This window comes from Peptoniphilus duerdenii ATCC BAA-1640 (assembly GCF_000146345.1).
GTDB lineage: Bacteria > Bacillota > Clostridia > Tissierellales > Peptoniphilaceae > Peptoniphilus_B > Peptoniphilus_B duerdenii.
Window position 1 is genome coordinate 1,499,490 of sequence record NZ_GL397071.1, and the last position, 20,874, is coordinate 1,520,363.

The 20,874-nt window shown below is 32.3% G+C and carries 17 protein-coding genes; 15 read left to right on the forward strand and 2 right to left on the reverse strand.

Annotation, left to right across the window (positions count from 1 at the left end):
• The 3 genes from HMPREF9225_RS06700 to HMPREF9225_RS06715 all read left to right on the forward strand — a co-directional run bounded on the left by HMPREF9225_RS06700 (window position 1) and on the right by HMPREF9225_RS06715 (window position 3,472).
• The gene (locus tag HMPREF9225_RS06700; protein WP_083773002.1) at window positions 1-1,290 is read left to right on the forward strand and encodes a glycine/betaine/sarcosine/D-proline family reductase selenoprotein B; all 1,290 of its coding nucleotides are present in this window, start codon (window positions 1-3) and stop codon (window positions 1,288-1,290) included.
• A 131-nt stretch (window positions 1,291-1,421) separates the two neighbouring features.
• Window positions 1,422-2,087, forward strand: a complete 666-nt coding sequence (locus tag HMPREF9225_RS06710) for a Crp/Fnr family transcriptional regulator (protein WP_008902187.1) — start codon at window positions 1,422-1,424, stop codon at window positions 2,085-2,087.
• A gap of 296 nt (window positions 2,088-2,383) precedes the next feature.
• Window positions 2,384-3,472 carry a YkvI family membrane protein gene (locus HMPREF9225_RS06715; protein ID WP_008902188.1) on the forward strand — a complete coding sequence of 363 codons (1,089 nt, stop codon included), beginning with the start codon at window positions 2,384-2,386 and terminating at the stop codon, window positions 3,470-3,472.
• Window positions 3,473-3,532: 60 nt separating this feature from the next.
• Here HMPREF9225_RS06715 and HMPREF9225_RS06720 read toward each other — a convergent pair whose 3' ends face one another.
• Together HMPREF9225_RS06720 and pepT are read right to left on the reverse strand one after the other, a co-directional pair.
• Window positions 3,533-4,936, reverse strand: a complete 1,404-nt coding sequence (locus HMPREF9225_RS06720; protein WP_008902189.1) for an aminoacyl-histidine dipeptidase — start codon at window positions 4,934-4,936, stop codon at window positions 3,533-3,535.
• Window positions 4,936-6,150 carry a peptidase T gene (gene pepT / locus HMPREF9225_RS06725; RefSeq protein ID WP_008902190.1) on the reverse strand — a complete coding sequence of 405 codons (1,215 nt, stop codon included), beginning with the start codon at window positions 6,148-6,150 and terminating at the stop codon, window positions 4,936-4,938. The genes HMPREF9225_RS06720 and pepT overlap by 1 nt, the downstream gene beginning before the upstream one ends.
• 97 nt (window positions 6,151-6,247) lie before the next feature.
• Between pepT and HMPREF9225_RS06730 the strand changes: the two genes are divergently transcribed.
• From HMPREF9225_RS06730 to HMPREF9225_RS06785, 12 genes are all read left to right on the forward strand, one after another.
• Entirely contained in the window at window positions 6,248-7,444 is a 1,197-nt protein-coding gene (locus HMPREF9225_RS06730) for a BaiN/RdsA family NAD(P)/FAD-dependent oxidoreductase (RefSeq protein ID WP_008902191.1), read from the forward strand.
• A gap of 10 nt (window positions 7,445-7,454) precedes the next feature.
• Window positions 7,455-8,744, forward strand: coding sequence for an NAD(P)H-dependent oxidoreductase (locus HMPREF9225_RS06735; protein ID WP_040551412.1), 1,290 nt, complete (start codon window positions 7,455-7,457; stop codon window positions 8,742-8,744).
• Window positions 8,745-8,775: 31 nt separating this feature from the next.
• Window positions 8,776-9,201: an RrF2 family transcriptional regulator gene (locus tag HMPREF9225_RS06740; protein WP_008902193.1), complete on the forward strand. Its 426-nt coding sequence runs from the start codon at window positions 8,776-8,778 to the stop codon at window positions 9,199-9,201.
• 209 nt (window positions 9,202-9,410) lie between these two features.
• Window positions 9,411-12,509, forward strand: coding sequence for an isoleucine--tRNA ligase (ileS, locus tag HMPREF9225_RS06745; RefSeq protein WP_008902194.1), 3,099 nt, complete (start codon window positions 9,411-9,413; stop codon window positions 12,507-12,509).
• A gap of 51 nt (window positions 12,510-12,560) precedes the next feature.
• Entirely contained in the window at window positions 12,561-12,860 is a 300-nt protein-coding gene (gene yajC / locus HMPREF9225_RS06750) for a preprotein translocase subunit YajC (protein WP_008902195.1), read from the forward strand.
• A gap of 10 nt (window positions 12,861-12,870) precedes the next feature.
• Window positions 12,871-13,020: a six-cysteine ranthipeptide SCIFF gene (gene scfA, locus HMPREF9225_RS06755; RefSeq protein ID WP_008902196.1), complete on the forward strand. Its 150-nt coding sequence runs from the start codon at window positions 12,871-12,873 to the stop codon at window positions 13,018-13,020.
• A gap of 229 nt (window positions 13,021-13,249) precedes the next feature.
• Window positions 13,250-14,278, forward strand: coding sequence for a hypothetical protein (locus HMPREF9225_RS06760; RefSeq protein ID WP_008902197.1), 1,029 nt, complete (start codon window positions 13,250-13,252; stop codon window positions 14,276-14,278).
• 185 nt (window positions 14,279-14,463) lie between these two features.
• Complete coding sequence (locus HMPREF9225_RS06765) at window positions 14,464-15,855, forward strand: NCS2 family permease (RefSeq protein WP_008902198.1); 1,392 nt, start codon at window positions 14,464-14,466, stop codon at window positions 15,853-15,855.
• A gap of 94 nt (window positions 15,856-15,949) precedes the next feature.
• Complete coding sequence (locus tag HMPREF9225_RS06770) at window positions 15,950-17,062, forward strand: BMP family lipoprotein (RefSeq protein ID WP_008902199.1); 1,113 nt, start codon at window positions 15,950-15,952, stop codon at window positions 17,060-17,062.
• Between the two features lie 188 nt (window positions 17,063-17,250).
• On the forward strand, window positions 17,251-18,780 hold the full coding sequence (locus HMPREF9225_RS06775) for an ABC transporter ATP-binding protein (RefSeq protein ID WP_008902200.1): 1,530 nt from the start codon (window positions 17,251-17,253) through the stop codon (window positions 18,778-18,780).
• On the forward strand, window positions 18,773-19,885 hold the full coding sequence (locus HMPREF9225_RS06780) for an ABC transporter permease (protein ID WP_008902201.1): 1,113 nt from the start codon (window positions 18,773-18,775) through the stop codon (window positions 19,883-19,885). The genes HMPREF9225_RS06775 and HMPREF9225_RS06780 overlap by 8 nt, the downstream gene beginning before the upstream one ends.
• Complete coding sequence (locus HMPREF9225_RS06785) at window positions 19,882-20,826, forward strand: ABC transporter permease (protein ID WP_008902202.1); 945 nt, start codon at window positions 19,882-19,884, stop codon at window positions 20,824-20,826. The genes HMPREF9225_RS06780 and HMPREF9225_RS06785 overlap by 4 nt, the downstream gene beginning before the upstream one ends.
• The last annotated feature ends 48 nt before the right edge of the window (window positions 20,827-20,874 follow it).

A 20,874-nucleotide genomic window follows, 5' to 3' on the forward strand; every position in this document is an offset into this window, starting at 1 on the left:
ATGAAAAAAGTAATTTACTATCTAAACCAATTCTTTGGTCAAATAGGTGGAGAAGATAAAGCTGATTTCAAACCACAGGTTGTAGAGGGTCCAGTAGGCCCAGCGGTAGAATTTAATAAGAGATTAGAATCTGGAGAAGTTACCCACACAATTATCTGTGGAGATAACTACTTCAACGAACATGAAATCATAGCTAAAGAGTTCATTATGGAAACATACAATAAATTAAAACCTGATCTAGTAGTAGCAGGACCTGCATTTAACGCTGGAAGATATGGAATGGCGTGTGCGGGAGTTGCAAATACATTAAAGGATAAGACAACTGTTCTTACAGGAATGTATGAAGAAAACCCAGCAGTTGAACAATGCAGACTTCATTCATATATAGTTCCAACTGGGGACTCAGCAGCAACAATGAGAAAAGCCATAAAAAATATGGTTCCAATTGCTGAAAAACTTTTAAAGGGAGAAGAAGTAAATCCTGATGTAGACGGATACTTCCACCAAGGAAGAAGACTTACCGTATTTAGCGAAAAAATTGGGGCTAGACGTGCTGTTGATATGATGCTTAAGCGTTTGAATAACGAAGAGTATGAAACAGAACTTCCTATGCCTAAGTTTGACAAAGTTGAACCAGCTGCTCCAATTACAAATATGAAGGAAGCGGTTATAGCTTTGGTAACTACAGGTGGAATCGTTCCGGAAGGAAACCCGGATAGACTTCAATCAGCATCAGCTCAAAAATGGGTTAAGTATGACATTTCAGATTTGGACGAATTAAAAGGGAAATTTGTTACAATTCACGGTGGATTTGACCCAGTATACTGTAATGCGAAGGCGGATAGAATAGCGCCACTAGATGAACTTACTAGACTTAAAAAAGAAGGTAAGATCGGTGGAGTTTATAAATATTTCTACTCAACCACAGGAACTGGAACTTCTGTAGCAAACTCAGAAAGATTTGGACAGGAAATTGGAAAAGAACTTTATGATGCCAGAGTAGATGGTGTTATTATGACATCGACCTGAGGCACCTGTACACGTTGCGGTGCAACAATGGTTAAAGAAATCGAAAAATACGGTATTCCGATAGTTCATATGGCAACTATCACAACAATTTCAGAATCTGTTGGGGCAAATAGAATTGTACCGACAGTCGCTATACCTTATCCTGTTGGAGATCCAGCACTAGGATCTAAGGAAGATCATCTAAGAGATGAGCTTGTAGAACGCGCTATAAGAGCATTATCTACAGATGTAGCTTCACCAACGATATTTAAAAAGCAATAACATAATTTAAAAGGGAGATGAAACTATCTCCTTTTTTTATAGAAATTTTTTAAACGAATACATCGGATTAATATTTGCAATTCTATTAATAGTAAGATATATTAAAAGAAAAATTAAATAGAAGGCGAATTATGTTTTATGAAAAATTAAAAGATTTTTATCTTTTTCAAGAAATAGATGAAAGGTCTATAGAAAAGATAAACCGGATGCCAATAATAAAAAAAGAATATAAGTCTGGAGAGCTTATTAATGTAATGGGTGATAAGATTGATTATATCCATGTTATATTAAAGGGTTCCTTAAAAACAAACGAATATAATTTAGAAGGAAACGAAATAGTGTCTTCATATTATTTTGAAAATGATGTCTTTCCGCTATACCTAATCTATGGAGGAGAAAGATACTATCCTTACAATATTTATTGCCACAAGAATGCGGTAGTATACCACATACCAGTAGAACCTCTTATGGAATGTATATCCGAGGATATAAAATTTATGGAAAATGTTCTAACCTTTGTATCCAAGTACACCTGCTACAACAAAAAGGTAATTAGAACCGTAAGAAGACCCAAAGTATCGCAAAGATTAGCAGAATGGATTATTGAATCATCACCAGACAGTGATATATTTGTTCTTCCAGGAACTCAGGATGTATTTGCCAAGATGCTATGTGTGAATAGGTCTGTACTTAATCAAGAAATTAAAAAACTTGAATCAGAAAACGTCATTAGACTAGAAGGCAGAAAAATGTATATATTGAATAGAAATTATTTGAAAAATCTATTAGAATCTTAAAAGAAGCTCATTAATAGGGCTTCTTTTTCATAACTATAAAAATATTTTATTTTATAAAATACTATGTTTAGTCTTGAATCGTGTAATTAACTAAAAAACTATAAGATTTTTTTAATAAATATTATATTTTTGGAATTATAAATGATTGTGATTATTATATTACTAGACTTAATATTAAAAAAATGTTAAAATATATTCTGTTCTGAATTTTTAATTAAATTTAATTAAAATTAAAATCTAAATTAAAACTAAAGAGATGATAGCATCTCTTTTTTATTGAGAGGAGAATATTTTTTTTGAAGGAAAAAGTAAGTTTTAAAAGAGTTATATCTTTTGGAGGAGCGTTTATTGCGCTTATTATAGGATCTGGATTTGCAACAGGTCAAGAACTTATGCAATATTTTTCATCCTATGGGAAGTTAGGTGCACTTAGTTTAGTATTAGTTTTCGCCTTATTTTACATAGTTGGAACAGAACTTATAACTACAGGTTATGAAAAACATTTTGAAAATCCTAATGACATATATACAGTAGTAAGTGGTAAATATATAGGAAAATTTTATGATTACTTTTCGGTATTCTTTCTATTTTTATCATATACAGTTATGATTGCTGGTGCACAAGCCACAGCTATGGAACAATACAATGCTCCAGAATATGTGGGTGGAGTAATTCTTGCAATATTTGTAATGGCAACTGTATATTTTGGTTTGGATAAAATTGTAGATATAATTGGATCAATAGGACCGGTTATAGTTATTTTAGCAATAGGGGTAGGGACAGTTTCACTTATATTGAATTTTAAAAATATTCCAAACGCTGCTGGTGATTTGGAAATGGCATTAAATTCTGGCGATCTGCATGTGGCTTCAACGAATCCAATCCTAGCGGCAGGTTCATACGTTGGATTTAACTTAATATGGCTTGCAGGATTTTTATCTACTATTGGAAAAGAACTAAATAGTAAAAAAGAAGGAAGACTTTCTATATTTACAGGATCTTTTGGATTTTCATTAGCTTCACTTCTAGTAAGCACGGCAATTTATATTTCTATTAGCAAAGTCTATTCATCACAGATACCAATGCTTATGTTAGCAAATGATATAAGTCCAACACTTGCTCATATATTTTCAGTGGTAATCTTCTTTGGAATATATACTTCTGCGGTTCCGCTACTTTGGAATGTAGTTGCGAGATTTTCTGAAGATGGCACTAAAAGATATAAGATGCTCACCATTTGTTTAGGAATAATTGGAGCTATTATAGGACTTACTATTCATTTTAACAAACTTGTAAATGTAGTGTATGTTGTAAATGGATATATTGGTCTAGTATTTGGACTATTTTTAATAGTAAGACATTTTAAAAGAAAATTTAAAGCATAAACAAAAATACGGTTTGTATTACAAGCCGTATTTCTATTTTTTGTATTATTAAATTTTAATTTATTTTAGTGATTTTAAAAGTTCTTTTACAAATTCATATACTCTTTCTGTGGAATCTATTTCTAGAGATTCTTTTGGAGTGTGTGCTCCAGTAATATTAGGTCCTATAGAAATCATATCTAAGTCTCTATATTTTTCGTAGAATACTCCACATTCCAATCCGCCGTGGATAATTTCAGCCTTCATTTCTTTATTATAAAGTTTTTTATAAAGGTCCATTGCGTGATTTCTTAGTTCGGATTCTTCACGATAAACCCAAGTAGGATATCCTTCAGAATATTTATATTCCACATTATGAGTCTTGGAAGCTAAATCTAATTTATTTTCCAATTCTTCTTTTCTTTCTTTCTTTGCAGACCTTACAGATACCGTTATTTCATAATAATTATCCATATTTTTAACTATTGCTAAGTTTGAAGATGATTCAAGAATAGTTTTTTCGCTGTCCATATAAGAGTTTTCTCCAGTAGGAAGAGCTAATAGATATTTTGAGAACACTGCTGAATCTATTGTACTCATTGCTAGATTTGCAGAAGTTTCATTATATGTTATTTCCAATTCTCCGTCGATATCTTTATATTTATCCATAATGGATTCAATCTTGTCGTCTAGACTTTCTTTAGTTGCTATTATTAAATCACCCATTCTAGGAATTGCATTTTGTTTAGTTCCACAGTCAAAATCAACAATCATAGCATCTTTTAATTTAGAAATCAAATCTGCTATTACTACAATCATATTTCCTTTATTCTTGTCGATCATCATACCTGAGTGACCACCTAAGAACCCTGAAAAGTTAATTTCATATACTTTATAATCTTTAGGCACTGCAACAGGTTCGTAATTAAATCTACCAACATAGTTAACTCCACCTGCAGATCCAACGGTCATGACACCTTCATCTTCAGAGTCAATATTCAATAGATATGAACCAGTGAGAAGCTTATCTGAAAGGTTTAGAGCACCTTTCATAGTTGTTTCTTCAGATATAGTAAATAGACATTCAAGAGGTCCATGTTCTGCATCTTTGTCTTCAATTAAAGCAAGCCCAAATGCAACGCCTATTCCATCATCAGCACCAAGGGTTGTATTATTTGCATGGAGAATATTTCCATCAACTATTAATTCAATTGGATCATTTAAAAAATCATGGTTTGAATCATCAGATTTTTCAGGAACCATATCTGTATGACCTTGTATGATTACTGTTTTAGAATTTTCATAGCCTTTAGTTGCAGGAACTCTTATAAGTACATTTCCAACTTCATCTACAATGGTTTCTAAATTTCTACTTTCTCCAAAATTTTTAAGGTATTCAGTCATCTTTTCTTCGTGACCAGATGGTCTTGGAATATTGGATATTTCTTTAAAGTATTTAAATACTAATTCAGGTTTTAAATTCATTATTTATTTTCCTCCGCTAAATTTTCAATTATTTTAACAACTAGTTCGCTTCCTTTAAACATAGAAGAGATTGGAATAAATTCATACTTACCGTGGAAATTATATCCACCAGCGAAAAAGTTTGGACAAGGTAGACCCATGTAGGATAGTTGAGATCCGTCAGATCCTCCACGTATAGGTTCTATTATTGGTTTTATACCAACTTCTTCCATACTTTTTTTAGCAAGCATAATTTTATCCATATGAGGTAGAAGCTTTTCTTTCATGTTGAAGTAAGAATCTTCAAATTTTATATCAATTTTAACGCCGTGTTTTGTTTCTAGGAAATCAACAAGAGCTTTAATAATATTTTTCTTTTCATTGAACTTATCCATTGAGTGATCTCTAATGATATATTCCATACTTGCATGGCTTACACCACCATTCATAGAAGATAACATGAAGAAGCCTTCGTAGTTTTCTGTAAACTGAGGTCTCATTTGGCATGGAAGGGATTCATTTAGTTCAGTAGCAATATCAAGTGCATTAATCATTATATTTTTTGCTGAACCTGGATGGACACTTTTACCTTCAATTTCTATGAAGCAACTAGCTGCGTTGAAGTTTTCATATTGAAGTTCACCGATTCTTCCTCCATCAACTGTAAAAGCAAAGTCGCAGTCGAATTTTTCAACATTGAAGTGGTGAGGTCCTCTTCCTATTTCTTCATCAGGAGTAAAACCGACTCTTATTTCACCGTGTTTTATGCTGCTATCATTAACTATTTTTTCTATTGCATCCATTATAATTGCTATACCTGATTTATCATCGGCTCCAAGAAGGGTAGTGCCATCAGTTACGATGATTTCTTCTCCAACCACATCATTAAGACCTGGGAACTCTTCTTCACTCATAACGGATCCGTCTAATAATTTTATATCTCCGCCTTTATATTCAATTATTTGTGGATTTACATTTTTACCAGAGAAGTCTGGAGCAGTATCTAAATGAGCCAAGAATCCAATCTTAGGTAATGGGTAATCTACATTTGAAGGAATATATCCAAATAGGTAGCCTTTATCGTCCAAATTTGTTTTAATACCCATGTCCTTAAGCTCTTTTTCCAAATATTTTGCAAAAATCATTTGACCTTCTGTTGAAGGAACAGTTTCAGATTTTGCATCCGACTTAGTATCAAATTTAACATAGTTTAAAAATCTTTTTGTGATATCCATAAATACCTCCTAGAAAAGATTATACAATAATCGCTCTAAGTTTGCACAATTTCTATATATTTTCACAAAAGTTCTGTATAATATAATAGGTGATAATATGAAGGTTGCAATAATCGGTGGAGGCGCTGCAGGAATATTTTCTGCACTAGTAGCTTCTCTAAAACATGAAGTGACCATTTTCGAAAGAAATGATCGTATTGGTAAAAAATTGCTGGCAACTGGAAACGGAAGATGTAATCTTACCAATGTATCTGTTGAAAAGAAAAATTTCCATGGAGATTCTGACTTCGCATATAAAATTTATAAAAAATTTGACAATAAAGATGTCATTAAATACTTTGAAGATCTTGGAATTTTAACAACAACAAAAGAAAGTGGAAAGATCTATCCTAGAAGCTTAACTGCAGCAAGCGTGTTAAATGTTTTTTTAGAAGAGCTTGATAATAGGCAAGTAGAAGTCAAAACCGAAAAATATATAAATAAAATTGAAAAGAAAAATGATAAATTTCACATATACACCAAAGAAGAATCATATATTTTTGACAAAATAGTAGTAGCCTTAGGCGGTATGAGTATGGCTAGCTCAGGCTCAGATGGCAATGGATACAAACTTCTCACAGATTTAGGTCATAAAAAAATCGAAACTAAGCCAGCCCTTGTGCAACTAAAACTTAAGTCAAATTTTTTGAAACATCTTTCTGGAACTAAAGTAGAAGGAATTTGTTATCTTCTAAAAGATGGAAAAGTTATAAAAGAAAGATCTGGAGATATACTTTTTACTGACTACGGTATAAGCGGACCTCCTATTTTAGATCTATCAAGATATGTTTCAGAAGGGGATTATAAACTTAGATTTAGCATTGTAAATGACCTAATGACAGAAGAGGATAAAAATGAATTTTTAGAATACTTTTATAGGACTATTAGTTCAAAGGATATGACCTTAGAAAGATTTTTAATTGGGATACTTAATAAGAAATTTATTCATTATGTACTTAAAAATTTGGACTTAGATAGAAACATGAAGGTAATGGATCTAGATTCAAATAAATCCTATGAACTTTTAAAAATTTTAACTGAGAGCGAATTTGAAATCACTGGAAATAACGGTTATAAAAACTCTCAAGTAACAGTGGGTGGAATATCCACAGAAGATATAAATGACAATTTAGAATCTAAAATTGTAAAGGGTCTATTTATAGTAGGTGAAATTTTAAATATTGATGGTGACTGTGGAGGTTATAATCTTCAATGGGCATGGAGTAGCGCATATGTCGCCGCATCTTCTATTTGATGGAGGAAAAATGTTTTATTTAAATAAAAAAATGAAAGAATTCGGAACCATTAGAGTCTCAATAGTGGGGCTTGGACTAATGGGTGGTTCTCTACTAGATCAGCTACTAAGATTAGAAGGATTTAGACCAACTATAGTAGCAGCTAGAGATAAAAATAGAATTATAAAAAAACTTGAAAGCTTAAATATAAGTGAAAACGACTATGTATTTACTGATGATATTGTTGAAGCTATCTCTGCATATGAAAGAAATCTTTTGGTGGCAACTACAAATATAGAACTTTCCACTATGAGAATATTTGCAGACTGTGTTTGCGATGCGACAGGATCTGTTGAACTAGGATGTGATATTACTGTAAAGGCACTTAATAACAAGGTTCATGTAGTAAGTTTAAACGTTGAAATGGATGCGACTGTCGGTCCAATTTTAAATAAGATTGCAAAAGATAATAATGTGGTATATTCCGGAAGCTATGGAGATGAACCTGGATCTATAATAGAGCTTTATGAATTTGCAAAGTTTTCAGGTTTTGAAGTACTTCATTTAGGAAAAGGCAAAAATAATAAATTAAATAACTATGCAACGAACGAAATGTTAAGAGATGAAGCTATTAGCAAGGGACTTAGTCCAAGGATGCTCACATCTTTTGTAGATGGCACAAACACCATGATAGAACTAAATGCTGTTTGTAATGCGACAGGATTTAAACCTGATGTAGATGGATGTCATTTTATTGAATCATCTCCAAAGGATTTAGTTGATAATTTTAAATTAAAAGAAGATGGTGGAGTATTTAATAAAACAGGAACAGTGGATTTCGTAAAGGGAATTCATCCTGGTGTGTTTGCAATAGTTAAACCATGCTCAGAAATAATGAATTACGAAATGAAATTTCTACAAATGGGAGAAGGACCAAACTATTCAATTTATAGACCATACCATTTGACATCTATAGAAACTCCAATTTCTATCGCAAAAGCAGTTGTTTTAGAAGAAAGTTCTATTGCGCCAATAGAAGGAGCGCCTTTTGCAGAAACAGTTGCTGTTGCTAAAAGAGACATAAAAAAAGGAGAAAAGATAGAAGGCATTGGATCTGATATGATTTTTGGAACACTTGTTGATGTAGATAAAAGTAGATCGGAAGATTTAGTTCCAATTGGCTTAATTACAGAAAAAACAATTGCAAAAGAAGATATAAAAAAAGGTGTACTAATTTGCTATAATATGATAGAATTAGACTATAATAGTAGCGTCATAAAGTTAAAAAGTTTACAAAACAATTTGACTAAAGAATTATAATATATTAGAATGGATTGGTGAAGAACAAAAAATGAGAATAACTCAAGAAGTTGATTATGCATTTAGAATTTGTTCCTATTTAGCTTCAAAAAAAGGAGAAGTAGTAGCAGCTACTGAAATTTCAGAGACCCAGGCTATTCCTGAAAGATTTACACTTAGAATACTTAGAAAGCTTAACCTTGCTGGAATAACAGATGCTAAAAGAGGAGCATATGGAGGATACTATCTAGTAAGAGATAAGTATGATTTAAATTTATACGAGATTATTGAAGCTATAGATGGACCTATACAAATAAATAGGTGCCTTAGATCTGAAGACGCATATTGTTCTAAGAATAACACACAAAAAGAAAGAGAAATGTGCAAGTTCCATCAAAAGTTATCGTATATTCAAAACTCAATAATAAATATGTTTAAGCAAACGACCCTTGCGGAATTTGCAAAAACGAGCCATTGACAGAAGGTAAATAATAAAATTTACAGAGAGGTACATGATGGTGAGAAGTACCGCTAATTATTTCGATCACCTGTCAGCATGTAGGAGGAAATGCCTGCAGGGTAGCAACCCTATAGCTATTAAAGTGATAGGTAACTATAATTAGGGTGGTACCACGGAATTTCGTCCCTTGAGATTTTTCTCAGGGGGCTTTTTTTATAGGAGGATAAATGGAAAAATTTAAAGTGCTCTCAAAAGAGAGTGTAGACAAAAGAGAACATCATATTTCCGAATATTGGAATGATATAGATTTATTACATAAATCTGTAGAATCCAGATGTGGCTGTGAGAAATATGTATTTTATGAAGGTCCGCCAACAGCAAATGGTAGACCAGGAATACACCACGTTTTAGCTAGAACATTAAAAGATTTGACCTGTAGATACAAAACCATGAAGGGCTACCAAGTTAAGAGAAAAGCTGGTTGGGATACTCATGGACTTCCAGTAGAAATTGAAGTTGAAAAGAAGCTTGATCTTCACAATAAACAAGATATAGAAAAATATGGAATCGAAGATTTTAACAAAAAATGTAGAGAATCTGTATTTGAATATGAAAAAGAGTGGAGAGAGTTAACAGAAAGAATGGCTTATCTTGTAGATCTTGATAATCCTTATATAACTCTTCAAGACAATTACATTGAATCAGTATGGCATATTTTAGACTCCATGTTTAAAGATGGACTAATATATGAAGGACATAAAATACTTCCATACTGCCCAAGATGTGGAACTGGACTTGCCTCCCATGAAGTAGCTCAAGGATACCAAATGACAAAATCCCAAACAGCTACTGTAAAATTTAAGCTAAAAGGTAAGGATGAATACTTCCTAGCATGGACAACAACTCCATGGACTCTTGCATCTAACGTATCACTTACAGTAAATCCAACTGTAACCTACGTTAAAGTTAAATACAATGGAGAAGTATACTATCTAGCAGAGGCTTTGATTTCTCAAGTGTTTGAAAAACCAGAAGAAGTTGAAGTGCTAGAAAAAATGACAGGAAAAGATTTGGAATATGTTGAATATGAACAATTACTTCCATTTATAAAAGCAGATAAAAAAGCATTCTTTGTAACTCTTGCGGATTATGTAACCATTGAAGACGGTACAGGTATAGTTCATACTGCGCCAGCTTTTGGGGAAGATGACTATCAAACAGGAAGAAGATATGATTTACCGGTTTTAAATCCTGTAAATGAAGAAGGAAAATATACAGATACTCCTTGGAAAGGCATGTTCGTAATAGATGCAGACGAAGATGTAATTAAGTATTTAAGAGAAAATGGGCTTCTATTTAAGAAGCAAGCTATGGAACATAACTATCCTCACTGCTGGAGATGTGGAACTCCTTTAATCTACTATGCACACCCATCATGGTATATTGAAGTTACAAAGTTCAAGGATAAATTAATAGAAAATAACAATGGAGTTAATTGGTTCCCTGACTTTGTAGGTGAAAAAAGATTTGGAAACTGGCTAGAAAACTTAAATGACTGGGCTATCTCTCGTTCAAGATATTGGGGTACACCGCTTCCACTTTGGAGATGCTCATGCGGAAATGTAAGATCTATTGGATCAAAAGAAGAATTAGTAAAAGAAGCTATAGAAGATATAGATGAAAGCGTGGAACTTCACAGACCATACGTTGATAATGTACATCTAAAATGCGACAAATGTGGCAAAGAAATGAACAGAGAAAAAGATGTAATAGACGTTTGGTTTGACAGTGGGGCAATGCCTTTTGCTCAATGGCACTATCCATTTGAACATAAGGATGACTTTGATCAATTATTCCCAGCAGACTTTATTTGTGAAGGTATCGACCAAACTCGTGGATGGTTCTACTCATTACTTGCAATTTCTACCTATGTAACAGGCAAGAGCCCTTACAAGAACGTACTTGTAAATGACCTTATCCTAGATAAATATGGAAAGAAAATGAGTAAATCAAAAGGAAATACAGTAAATCCATTTGAATTATTCAATAAATACGGCGCAGATGTTGTTAGATGGTACTTAATCTATGTATCACCACCATGGGCACCAACTAAATTTGATGAAGATGGTCTAAGAGAAGTAGAATCTAAATTCTTTAGATCACTTAGAAATATATATAATTTCTTTAGCCTATATGCAAATACCGATGGTATAGATCCAAGGGATATGAATGTAGATGAAAAGGATTATACTTTAATCGATAAATGGTTTATATCTAAGTACAACTCTCTAGTTAAGAGTGTAAATGAAGATATGGAAATCTTTGAACTTACAAAAGTTGTAAGAGATATCCAAGACTTTGTAATAGAAGACTTCTCAAATTGGTATATCAGAAGAAATAGAAGAAGATTCTGGAAACCAGAGATGGATGCGGAAAAGATGGCGGTATACAAAGTTACCTACGATGTACTTCTAGGAATTTCAAAACTTATCGCACCGATAGCACCATTTATTTCAGAAGAACTATTCAAATCCCTAACTGATAAGGAATCTGTACACTTAGAAGACTATCCAACTGCAGATGAATCTAAGATTAACAAAACACTAGAAGAAAAGATGGAAAAGGTTAGACATATAGTTACCCTTGGACGTGCATCAAGAGAAGAAAAGAGAATCAAGATTCGTCAAGCATTAAAAGAAGTTGTTCTAGACGGTTCACTTAAAGAAGAAATAGGATCACTAAAAGATTTGATTAAGGAAGAGTTAAACGTAAAAGAAGTAATATTCGAAAATGATTTAACTAAATTCATGGAATATGAACTTAAACCTAACTTCAAAGTTGTAGGAAAAATACTTGGAAGCAAGATAAAAGAATTCCAAAACTATCTTCAAACAGTAGATGCAAAAGATTTCGTATCTAAACTAACGAAAGAACCAGTTATCTTAAAGTTAAACGGGGAAGACACAGAAATAAACGAAGAATTTATAGATATTAAAATAAATTCTAAAGAAGGATTCGACGTTACAATGGAAAATAATCAATTTGTAATCCTAGATACAGAACTTACCCCAGAGCTTATAGAAGAAGGTTTAGTAAGAGAATTTATTTCAAAGGTTCAACAATTAAGAAAGACAAAAGATCTAGACATTCTTGATAATATTGAAATTATCTATTCTAGTGATGAAGAAGTAAAAGCTGCAATAGATAAGAATATTGACTTCATAGGACAAGAAACTTTAGCTAAATCTGTAGTAAATGGAGCTGGAAAAGAAGAGTTTGATCTAAATGGTCATCCTACTACTATTGAAATTAGGGTTATTGACTAATTGCAATTTAAATTTAAAAAAGATATAATTAAATAAAACGAAGGAGGAGCTATGGATCAAAATACCGCAAAAGTAATCACTAGTTTTGCACCTCTAATAATTTTGATGATATTTTTCTACTTTTTCATGATAAAACCACAAAAGAAAAAAGAAAAAGAAATTCAAACCATGAGAGAAAACATCAAAGTTGGAGACAATATTATCACTATTGGTGGTATAGTTGGAAAGGTAATCCAAGTAAAAGAAGATGTAATATTTATAGAAACATCTGGAGACAAGACTAAGTTAGAACTAATGAAGTGGGGAATTAACTCAGTTCTTCAAGAAAGAAAAGATTTAAAATCAAACTAAAGGAGACATTATGAAATTAGTAAAGACACTTACAAAGAAAACTTTGAGAGACACTTATGCAAAAGGTGGATGTGGTGAATGCCAAACATCATGCCAATCAGCATGCAAAACTTCTTGTACAGTAGGAAACCAAAAGTGCGAAAATAAAGAAAATCACTAATCTCTACACAAAATTTTATAAAAATTAAGTAGAAAATTTAACCGTCTAAGATATTGCTTAGGCGGTTTTTTATTTAGCAATTCTAACAGATTTTATAATATTTATAAAGTAATAAATATTTTTGCTAGTAACCAATGTTCTAAGTTTCAAATAATTAACAAATACAGCTTTATTTAAGTACATTTTCGTGATATCATAGTATAAAGATATAATTCAGTGGGAGGTAATTATGGATAAGAAAATCAAAAACTACATAATTTATGCTGTATTCATAGTTTTATTGTTTTTGTCCACACTTTTTAAGTCCTTTTCAACTGATGTTTTGTGGCCAAAGGATCAAAACTACAAAGGTAGCTTTGATGGTATAATATTTTCAGATCCACAGGATATTGCAGGACTAAATGTAACAAGAACCATTTTTAAAGAAAATAATAAAGATTTAGTAAAATATGATATAAGTTTTCTCTATGAAGGAGACTTTGGAAACTTAAGAATCTTAGGTAATCCAGTAGGTCAAATATTCTTGCCTAATAAGATGAACCCTGTATTTTCAGATGTAACTCTAAAAGGTGAATATAATAAAATTAATAACGCACTTTTCCAAGACAACTTAAAATTAAAAGATTTATACAAAAAAGTTCCAGAACATGACTTCTCTGCAGTATCAAAAGTGAGAGTGCCTTTGGACAAGGAAGTACAAGAAGTTAAATTTAGTATTCTTTATGAACCTAGAGAAATAAATCATGGTTTAAAGGGTAATGTTGCTAAAAACGCAGTTTTTGTAACCAATGCAAGAGTTGAATCTTTTAGAGATACGACCAAACAAGAAAAGGGAATTAAAAACGAATCTAAAAACTTCCAAGAATCTGGATACTATGTAAATTCAATAGAAGTTATAAATGAAAGACAAGTTAAATCAATTTCATTTGAATCAACATTAAATTCAATAGTATTTATAATTTCAATAGCAGCTGCAATCCTTCTTATATGGTTAGATAGAAGTAAATCACAAGTTCCGTTACTAATATCTATGATGCTATCTGTTATGACAGTATCAAGATTTTTAGACAAGGGAGCAACAGCATTTGGAATTCTATTTATCTGGACGATAACAGGATATATCGTATCACTATTAAGTTATGCTATAACAAATGAAGGAAATAAAATTAGAAACAATGACTTCAAGAGAAGTATAGCTTGGACACTTATATTTTTACTTGTAAATATAGTGATATTTATAATTCCAAGAACATTTTAAAACTAAAGGCTTCGTAATACGGAGCCTTTTTTAATGCAAAAAAATTGTGGAAGAGTATATAAGAGTAGAGCTAATAAAACCTAAAAACTTTATAAAAACTAAATGTAACAAAATAAAATTTCACCTTATAATTCTTTAATAAAAAGTAAATTTAGTTTATAATATACTTAGATAAGGAGGTACCAATGAGTTCATTAGAAAAAATATTTAAACTCAAAGAACACAACACCACTGTTAAGACAGAAATGGTGGCAGGAGTTACTACATTTATGACTATGGCTTATATTTTGGCAGTAAACCCAAATATTTTAGGAGCTACAGGCATGGATTCTGGAGCTGTATTCACTGCAACAGCTATAGCATCAATGATTGGTTGTGTTTTCATGGCGATTTTAGCTAACTATCCTTTTGCACTTGCACCAGGAATGGGACTAAACGCCTTTTTTGCTTATACGGTAGTATTAAAGATGGGCTACAGTTATGAAACTGCTCTTACTGCTGTTTTTATTGAAGGAATAATCTTTATATTATTATCGATTACAAATGTACGTGAGGCCATTTTTAACGCGATCCCTATAAATTTAAAAGGGGCAGTAAGCGTTGGGATAGGTCTTTTTATTGCTTTTATAGGTCTTCAAAATTCAAAGATTGTTATTTCTGGACCTACTTTAGTCAGCATATTTTCATTAGATGGATTTAATGCGGTTAATCAAGTAGAAGGTGTAGTAGCAACATTTAACAATGTGGGAATCACAGTTCTTTTAGCAATTATAGGAGTGCTAATTACATCTATTTTAGTAATTAAAAATGTTAAGGGAAATATTTTAATAGGTATTCTTATTACTTGGATTCTTGGAATTATTTGCCAAGTAACTGGAGTATATGTTCCTGAACCAGCACTAGGTATGTTCAATTTAATTCCTGATTTTTCAAATGGTTTATCTATTCCTAGCCTTGCACCAACATTTTTTAAATTTAATTTCCATGAAATATTATCTTTAGAATTCTTTGTAGTAGTATTTTCATTCTTATTTGTAGATATGTTTGATACTATAGGAACTCTTATTGGAGTTTCAACAAAGGCTAAGATGTTAGATAAAGATGGCAAGCTAGAAAACATAAGAGGCGCTCTTCTTGCAGACTCCTTTGCAACAGTAGCAGGAGCTATGCTTGGTACTTCCACAGTTACAACATTTGTTGAATCAGCTTCAGGAGTTTCAGAAGGTGGTAGAACTGGACTTACTGCTATAACAACAGGAGTTTTATTCTTACTTTCACTTTTCTTAGCGCCAATATTTTTAGCAATACCTGCATTTGCAACTGCACCAGCTCTTATAGTAGTTGGATTCTATATGTTTACAAATGCGGTTCATATTGACTTTGATGATTTCTCAGAAGCTATTCCAAGCTATATCTGTATTGCGTCAATGCCATTTTTCTATAGTATTTCTGAAGGAATATCAATGGGAGTTATCTCATATGTATTTGTAAATCTTCTAACAGGAAAGACAAAGAAAATAACTCCACTTATGTATATTCTCGCTTTACTATTTACACTTAAGTATGTTTTCCTATAATTAGTTTTATTTAAAAGATTAGTGATTTAAATAAAATGAAAATTGAAAATAAGTACAATGTATAATATAATTAACTTATATTAAGGAGGTAGAAATGAAAAGAAAATCATTAGTAGCACTACTATTAGCATTCACTTTATTACTAACAGCTTGTGGTAACGGGGGAGCAAAAAATAACAAACCTGCAAACAATGCTGAAAAGAATAATAAAAATAGTAGTCAAGAAGCACCAAAATCAGACCTAAAGGTTGGTTTTGTAACAGACGAAGGTGGAATCAACGACGAATCATTTAACCAAGGAGTTTGGGAAGGACTTCAAAAGGCAGCGAACGACTTCGGTCTAGATGCTTCTTACCAACAATCAAAGGATGAAAACGACTATAGACCAAACTTTGATACACTTCTAGACGATGAAAAAGATTTAATCATCGGTGCTGGATTTAAAATGGGTGGAACAATTATAAAAGAAGCTCAAGCTAATCCAGATGTTAAATTCGCTATAGTTGACGTTGATCCAACTAACGAAGGAAAAGACGAAGCTCCAGCAAACCTACTTGGAATTATGTTTAAGGCTCAAGAACCTTCATTCATGGTAGGATATATTGCAGGACAAATGACTAAGACTGACAAAGTAGGATTTGTTGGTGGTCAAGAAGGAACTATTATTTGGGGATTTGAATACGGATACAAAGCTGGTGTTGAATATGCAGCTAAAGAACTTGGAAAGAAGATTGAAATTCTTAGCCAATACGTAGGAGACTTCTCAGATGCTCAAAAGGGAAAAGTTATAGCTAACACTATGTACCAAAACGGTGCAGATATAGTATTCCAAGCAGCAGGTGGAGCAGGACTAGGCGTTATCGAATCTGCTAAAGAACAAGGTGAAGGTAAATGGGTTATCGGTGTTGATAAAGACCAATATGATCTTGCACCAGACAATGTACTAACATCTGCAATGAAAAATGCTAACGTAGCTATCTATGAAATTCTAAAAGATCTATCTGAAGGTAAAGAATTCCAAGGCGGAACAACAAGAGTATTCGGTCTTCAAGATGCAGAAGCTGTAGGTATTTCACCAAGTACAGATAAACACGTTCCACAAGAAATTATTGATAAAACTAATGCTTTAGTTGAAAAGATAGTTTCTGAAGAAATCAAAGTTCCATATAACGCTGAAACATACGAAGAATATGGATACGGAAAATAAAATATAATTTTAAGAGTGCTTAGGCACTCTTTTTTTATACGTATTTTTTTAATAGACAAATGAATAAATTAATTAAAGATATTTAGTTTTCATTAGACAATTGTATAAATATTTTATTTTATTTTTTTAGATTACAGTGTAAATAATTTTTAGATAATGTATAATTATAAGTAGTAAAATGAGGAGGTATGGATTTGGAAAATAATAATTTTGCAGTACAAATGAAAAATATTACAAAAAAATTTGGAGATTTTACTGCAAACGACAACATCGATCTTGATATAAAAAAAGGTGAAATCCACGCTCTTTTAGGCGAAAATGGTGCCGGTAAATCTACACTAATGAATATATTATATGGACTATATACTCAAACTGAAGGTGAGATTTATATAAATGGTAAGTTGGAACAAATTAAAGATCCAAATGAAGCGATAAAGCTTGGGCTTGGTATGGTTCACCAACATTTTATGCTTATAGAGCCTTTTACAGTCGTTGAAAATATTATTTTAGGAATGGAACCTACAAAAGGTTTAACGCTTAACATTAAAAAGGCGACTGAAGATATTATGAAGATATCTAATAAGTATGGACTTTCAATCGATCCTAAGGCAAAAGTTGAAGATATCACAGTTGGTATGCAACAGAGGATTGAAATAATAAAAGCCCTATATAGAGGGGCAGATATTTTAATATTTGATGAACCGACGGCAGTGTTAACTCCTCAAGAAATTGATGAATTTGTTGATATTATAAAGAGTCTTTCAGATCAAGGCAAAACCATTATTTTAATTACACATAAGTTGAAAGAGATTAAGGCAATGGCAGACAGATGTACAATAATCAGACGTGGTAAGAAGATAGATACTGTAGATGTAAATAGTGTAAGTGAGTCTGAACTTGCAGATATGATGGTTGGTAGATCTGTAAATTTAACTGTAAATAAAGAAGATAGAGAGCCTGGAGATGTTGTGCTAAGTATATCTAATCTTATAGTTAAAGATGCTAGAAAAATAAACAAAGTAAATGGACTTAATTTAGATCTTAAAGCTGGTGAGATTCATGGTATAGCTGGAGTCGATGGAAATGGACAATCAGAGCTTTTAGAAGCTCTCTCAGGACTAAGATACATTGAAAGTGGGTCTATTACTATAAATGGAAAAGACATTACAAACCACACTCCAAAGGATATTCACGAAAATGGAATTTACAATATCCCAGAAGATAGACAGAGAAGAGGATTGGTTCTAGATTTTTCTGTTGAAGATAACCTAATACTAGAAAATTTTCATAGTGAACCATTCTCTAAAAAAGGAATTTTAAATAGAAAAAAAATAAATGAGCATGCTACAGAACTTATGGAAAAGTTTGATATCAGACCGAGGGAACCTAAATATTTAGCGGGATCTCTTTCCGGTGGAAACCAACAAAAGGTTATAATTGCAAGAGAAATAACTAATAATCCTACGGTTCTAATAGCAGCACAACCAACAAGGGGACTGGATGTTGGTGCTATTGAGTATGTGCATGATTATCTAATAAAACAGAGAGATTCTGGAAAAGCAGTTCTTCTAATATCTTTTGAGCTTGATGAAATCATGGGTTTATCTGATAGAATTTCTGTTATTTATGGAGGAAAAATTCTTAAAACTCTAGATCCAAAGAATACAAATGAAAAAGAAATTGGTCTTCTAATGGCAGGAGGAAATAGAAATGAATAGTAAAAAGAAATTTATATTTACCATGCTTTCAATCTTTTTAGGATTTATTGTTGGAGGAATCATAATTCTTTCAATTGGTAAAAGTCCTATGCAAGCGTATAAGACAATAATTTTAGGAGTAGTTGGCAAACCTCAATATATTTCATGGACTATTGTAAAAGCTATTCCAATTATCTTAACAGGTATTTCTGTTGCTTTTGCATTTAATACTGGGTTATTTAATATCGGTGCAGAAGGACAATACATCGTTGGAGGAATTGGAGCTTTAATTGCTGGTTACTTTTTAGAACTACCTCCTATAATCCATCCAATAGTTGCACTTCTATTCGGAATGTTATTTGGTGCAATATGGGGAGCAGTAGTTGGATTTTTAAAAGCTAAATTCAATGTAAACGAAGTAATATCTTCTATAATGATGAACTGGATTGCATTTTACTCATCAAACTATTTATTAAGTTTTAATGCTTTTAGAAAACCTGAATCAGACCAATCATATGATGTACTAGAATCGGCTAAAACTATATTTTTAGGTAAATGGAAATTATCTGAAGCTGGTCAAGCGTTTTTAAAGACAAAACCTGTATTAAAACAATTTTTAAGACCTCCTTTAAATTGGGGATTTATTATAGCAATAATTGCAGCTATTGTAATTTGGTATATCTTAAATAGAACGACTTTGGGGTACCAATTAAAGGCTGTTGGGTTCAATAAAGATGCTGCAGAATATGGTGGGATAGATGTTAAGAAAAACACTGTATATTCTATGACCATAGCAGGGCTTCTATCTGGACTTGCTGGAGCAGCGATGCTACTTGGAGTCAGTCATCATATAGGTGTAATGGCAAGTTTACAAGGTTATGGTTTTGACGGAATGGCAGTTTCTCTTATTGCTTCAAACAATCCAATTCTCTGCATACCTGCAGGGCTTCTATATGCTGGGTTAGAGTATGGTGGATCCAAATTAACATCCGCAATGAATACACCTACAGAAGTAGTAAATATATTAACTGGTGCAATAGTATTCTTTATTGCTATGCCTAAACTATTTGAAATGATTAGGCTATTATTTACAAAAAAAGGTGCCAAGAAAGGAGAAAATAAATGATTGATATAGCTACAATAATAAGTATTACTCTTTTATATTCTGGACCTCTTATATATGTTGCACTAGGTGGTGTAATATCAGAAAACGGCGGAGTAGTAAATATAGGACTTGAAGGTATGATGACTATAGGCGCTCTTGTAGGGGCAACAGTTGGATACTATTCTGGAAATCCTTGGCTAGCATTTCTGTGTGGAGGACTTGCTGGAATGGGTCTTTCACTTCTACACGCAATAGCAACCATTAACTTTGCTGCAGATCATATAGTAAGTGGTATTGCTATAAACTTAATAGGTCCTGGACTTTCATTATTCTTGGCAAAATTATTCTTCGATGGAGCCACACTTACAAAACCTATACCTCTAGATAACAAACTTCCAAAAATTATGGGAGGTCTTATTTCTAAGCTGCCAGAAGGACAATTTAGACAAGTAATTAGAATAATATTTGAGCAACATGTCACGGTTTATTTAGCATTTTTATTGGTACTCTTAACTTATTTCTTGCTATATAAGACTAAGTTAGGATTAAGAATTAGATCTGTAGGAGAACATCCACTAGCAGCAGAAACACTTGGAGTAAATGCCTATAGAGTTAAGTATGTCTGTGTACTTCTATCTGGATTTTTATCAGGACTTGGAGGAGCATCAATGTCACTTGCGGTAGTAAGTTCATTTAGAGACACATTGGTATCTGGACAAGGATTTATAGCTCTAGCAGCGATGATATTCGGTGGATGGAAGCCACAAGGGGCAATGTATGCCTGCCTACTATTTGGAGCTGCACAAGGGCTATCAGTGTTCTTAGGTTCAAAAGGATTTAATGTAGATCCAAACCTACTATCAATGCTTCCATATGTAATCACTCTTCTAGTGTTAGTAGCATTTGTTAAAGGTGTAAGAGCCCCTTCAGCAGATGGTAAACCTTACGAAAGATCAAAATAAAAAATATAAATTCATTTTAAAAATCTTCTAGAAAATTTCTAGGAGATT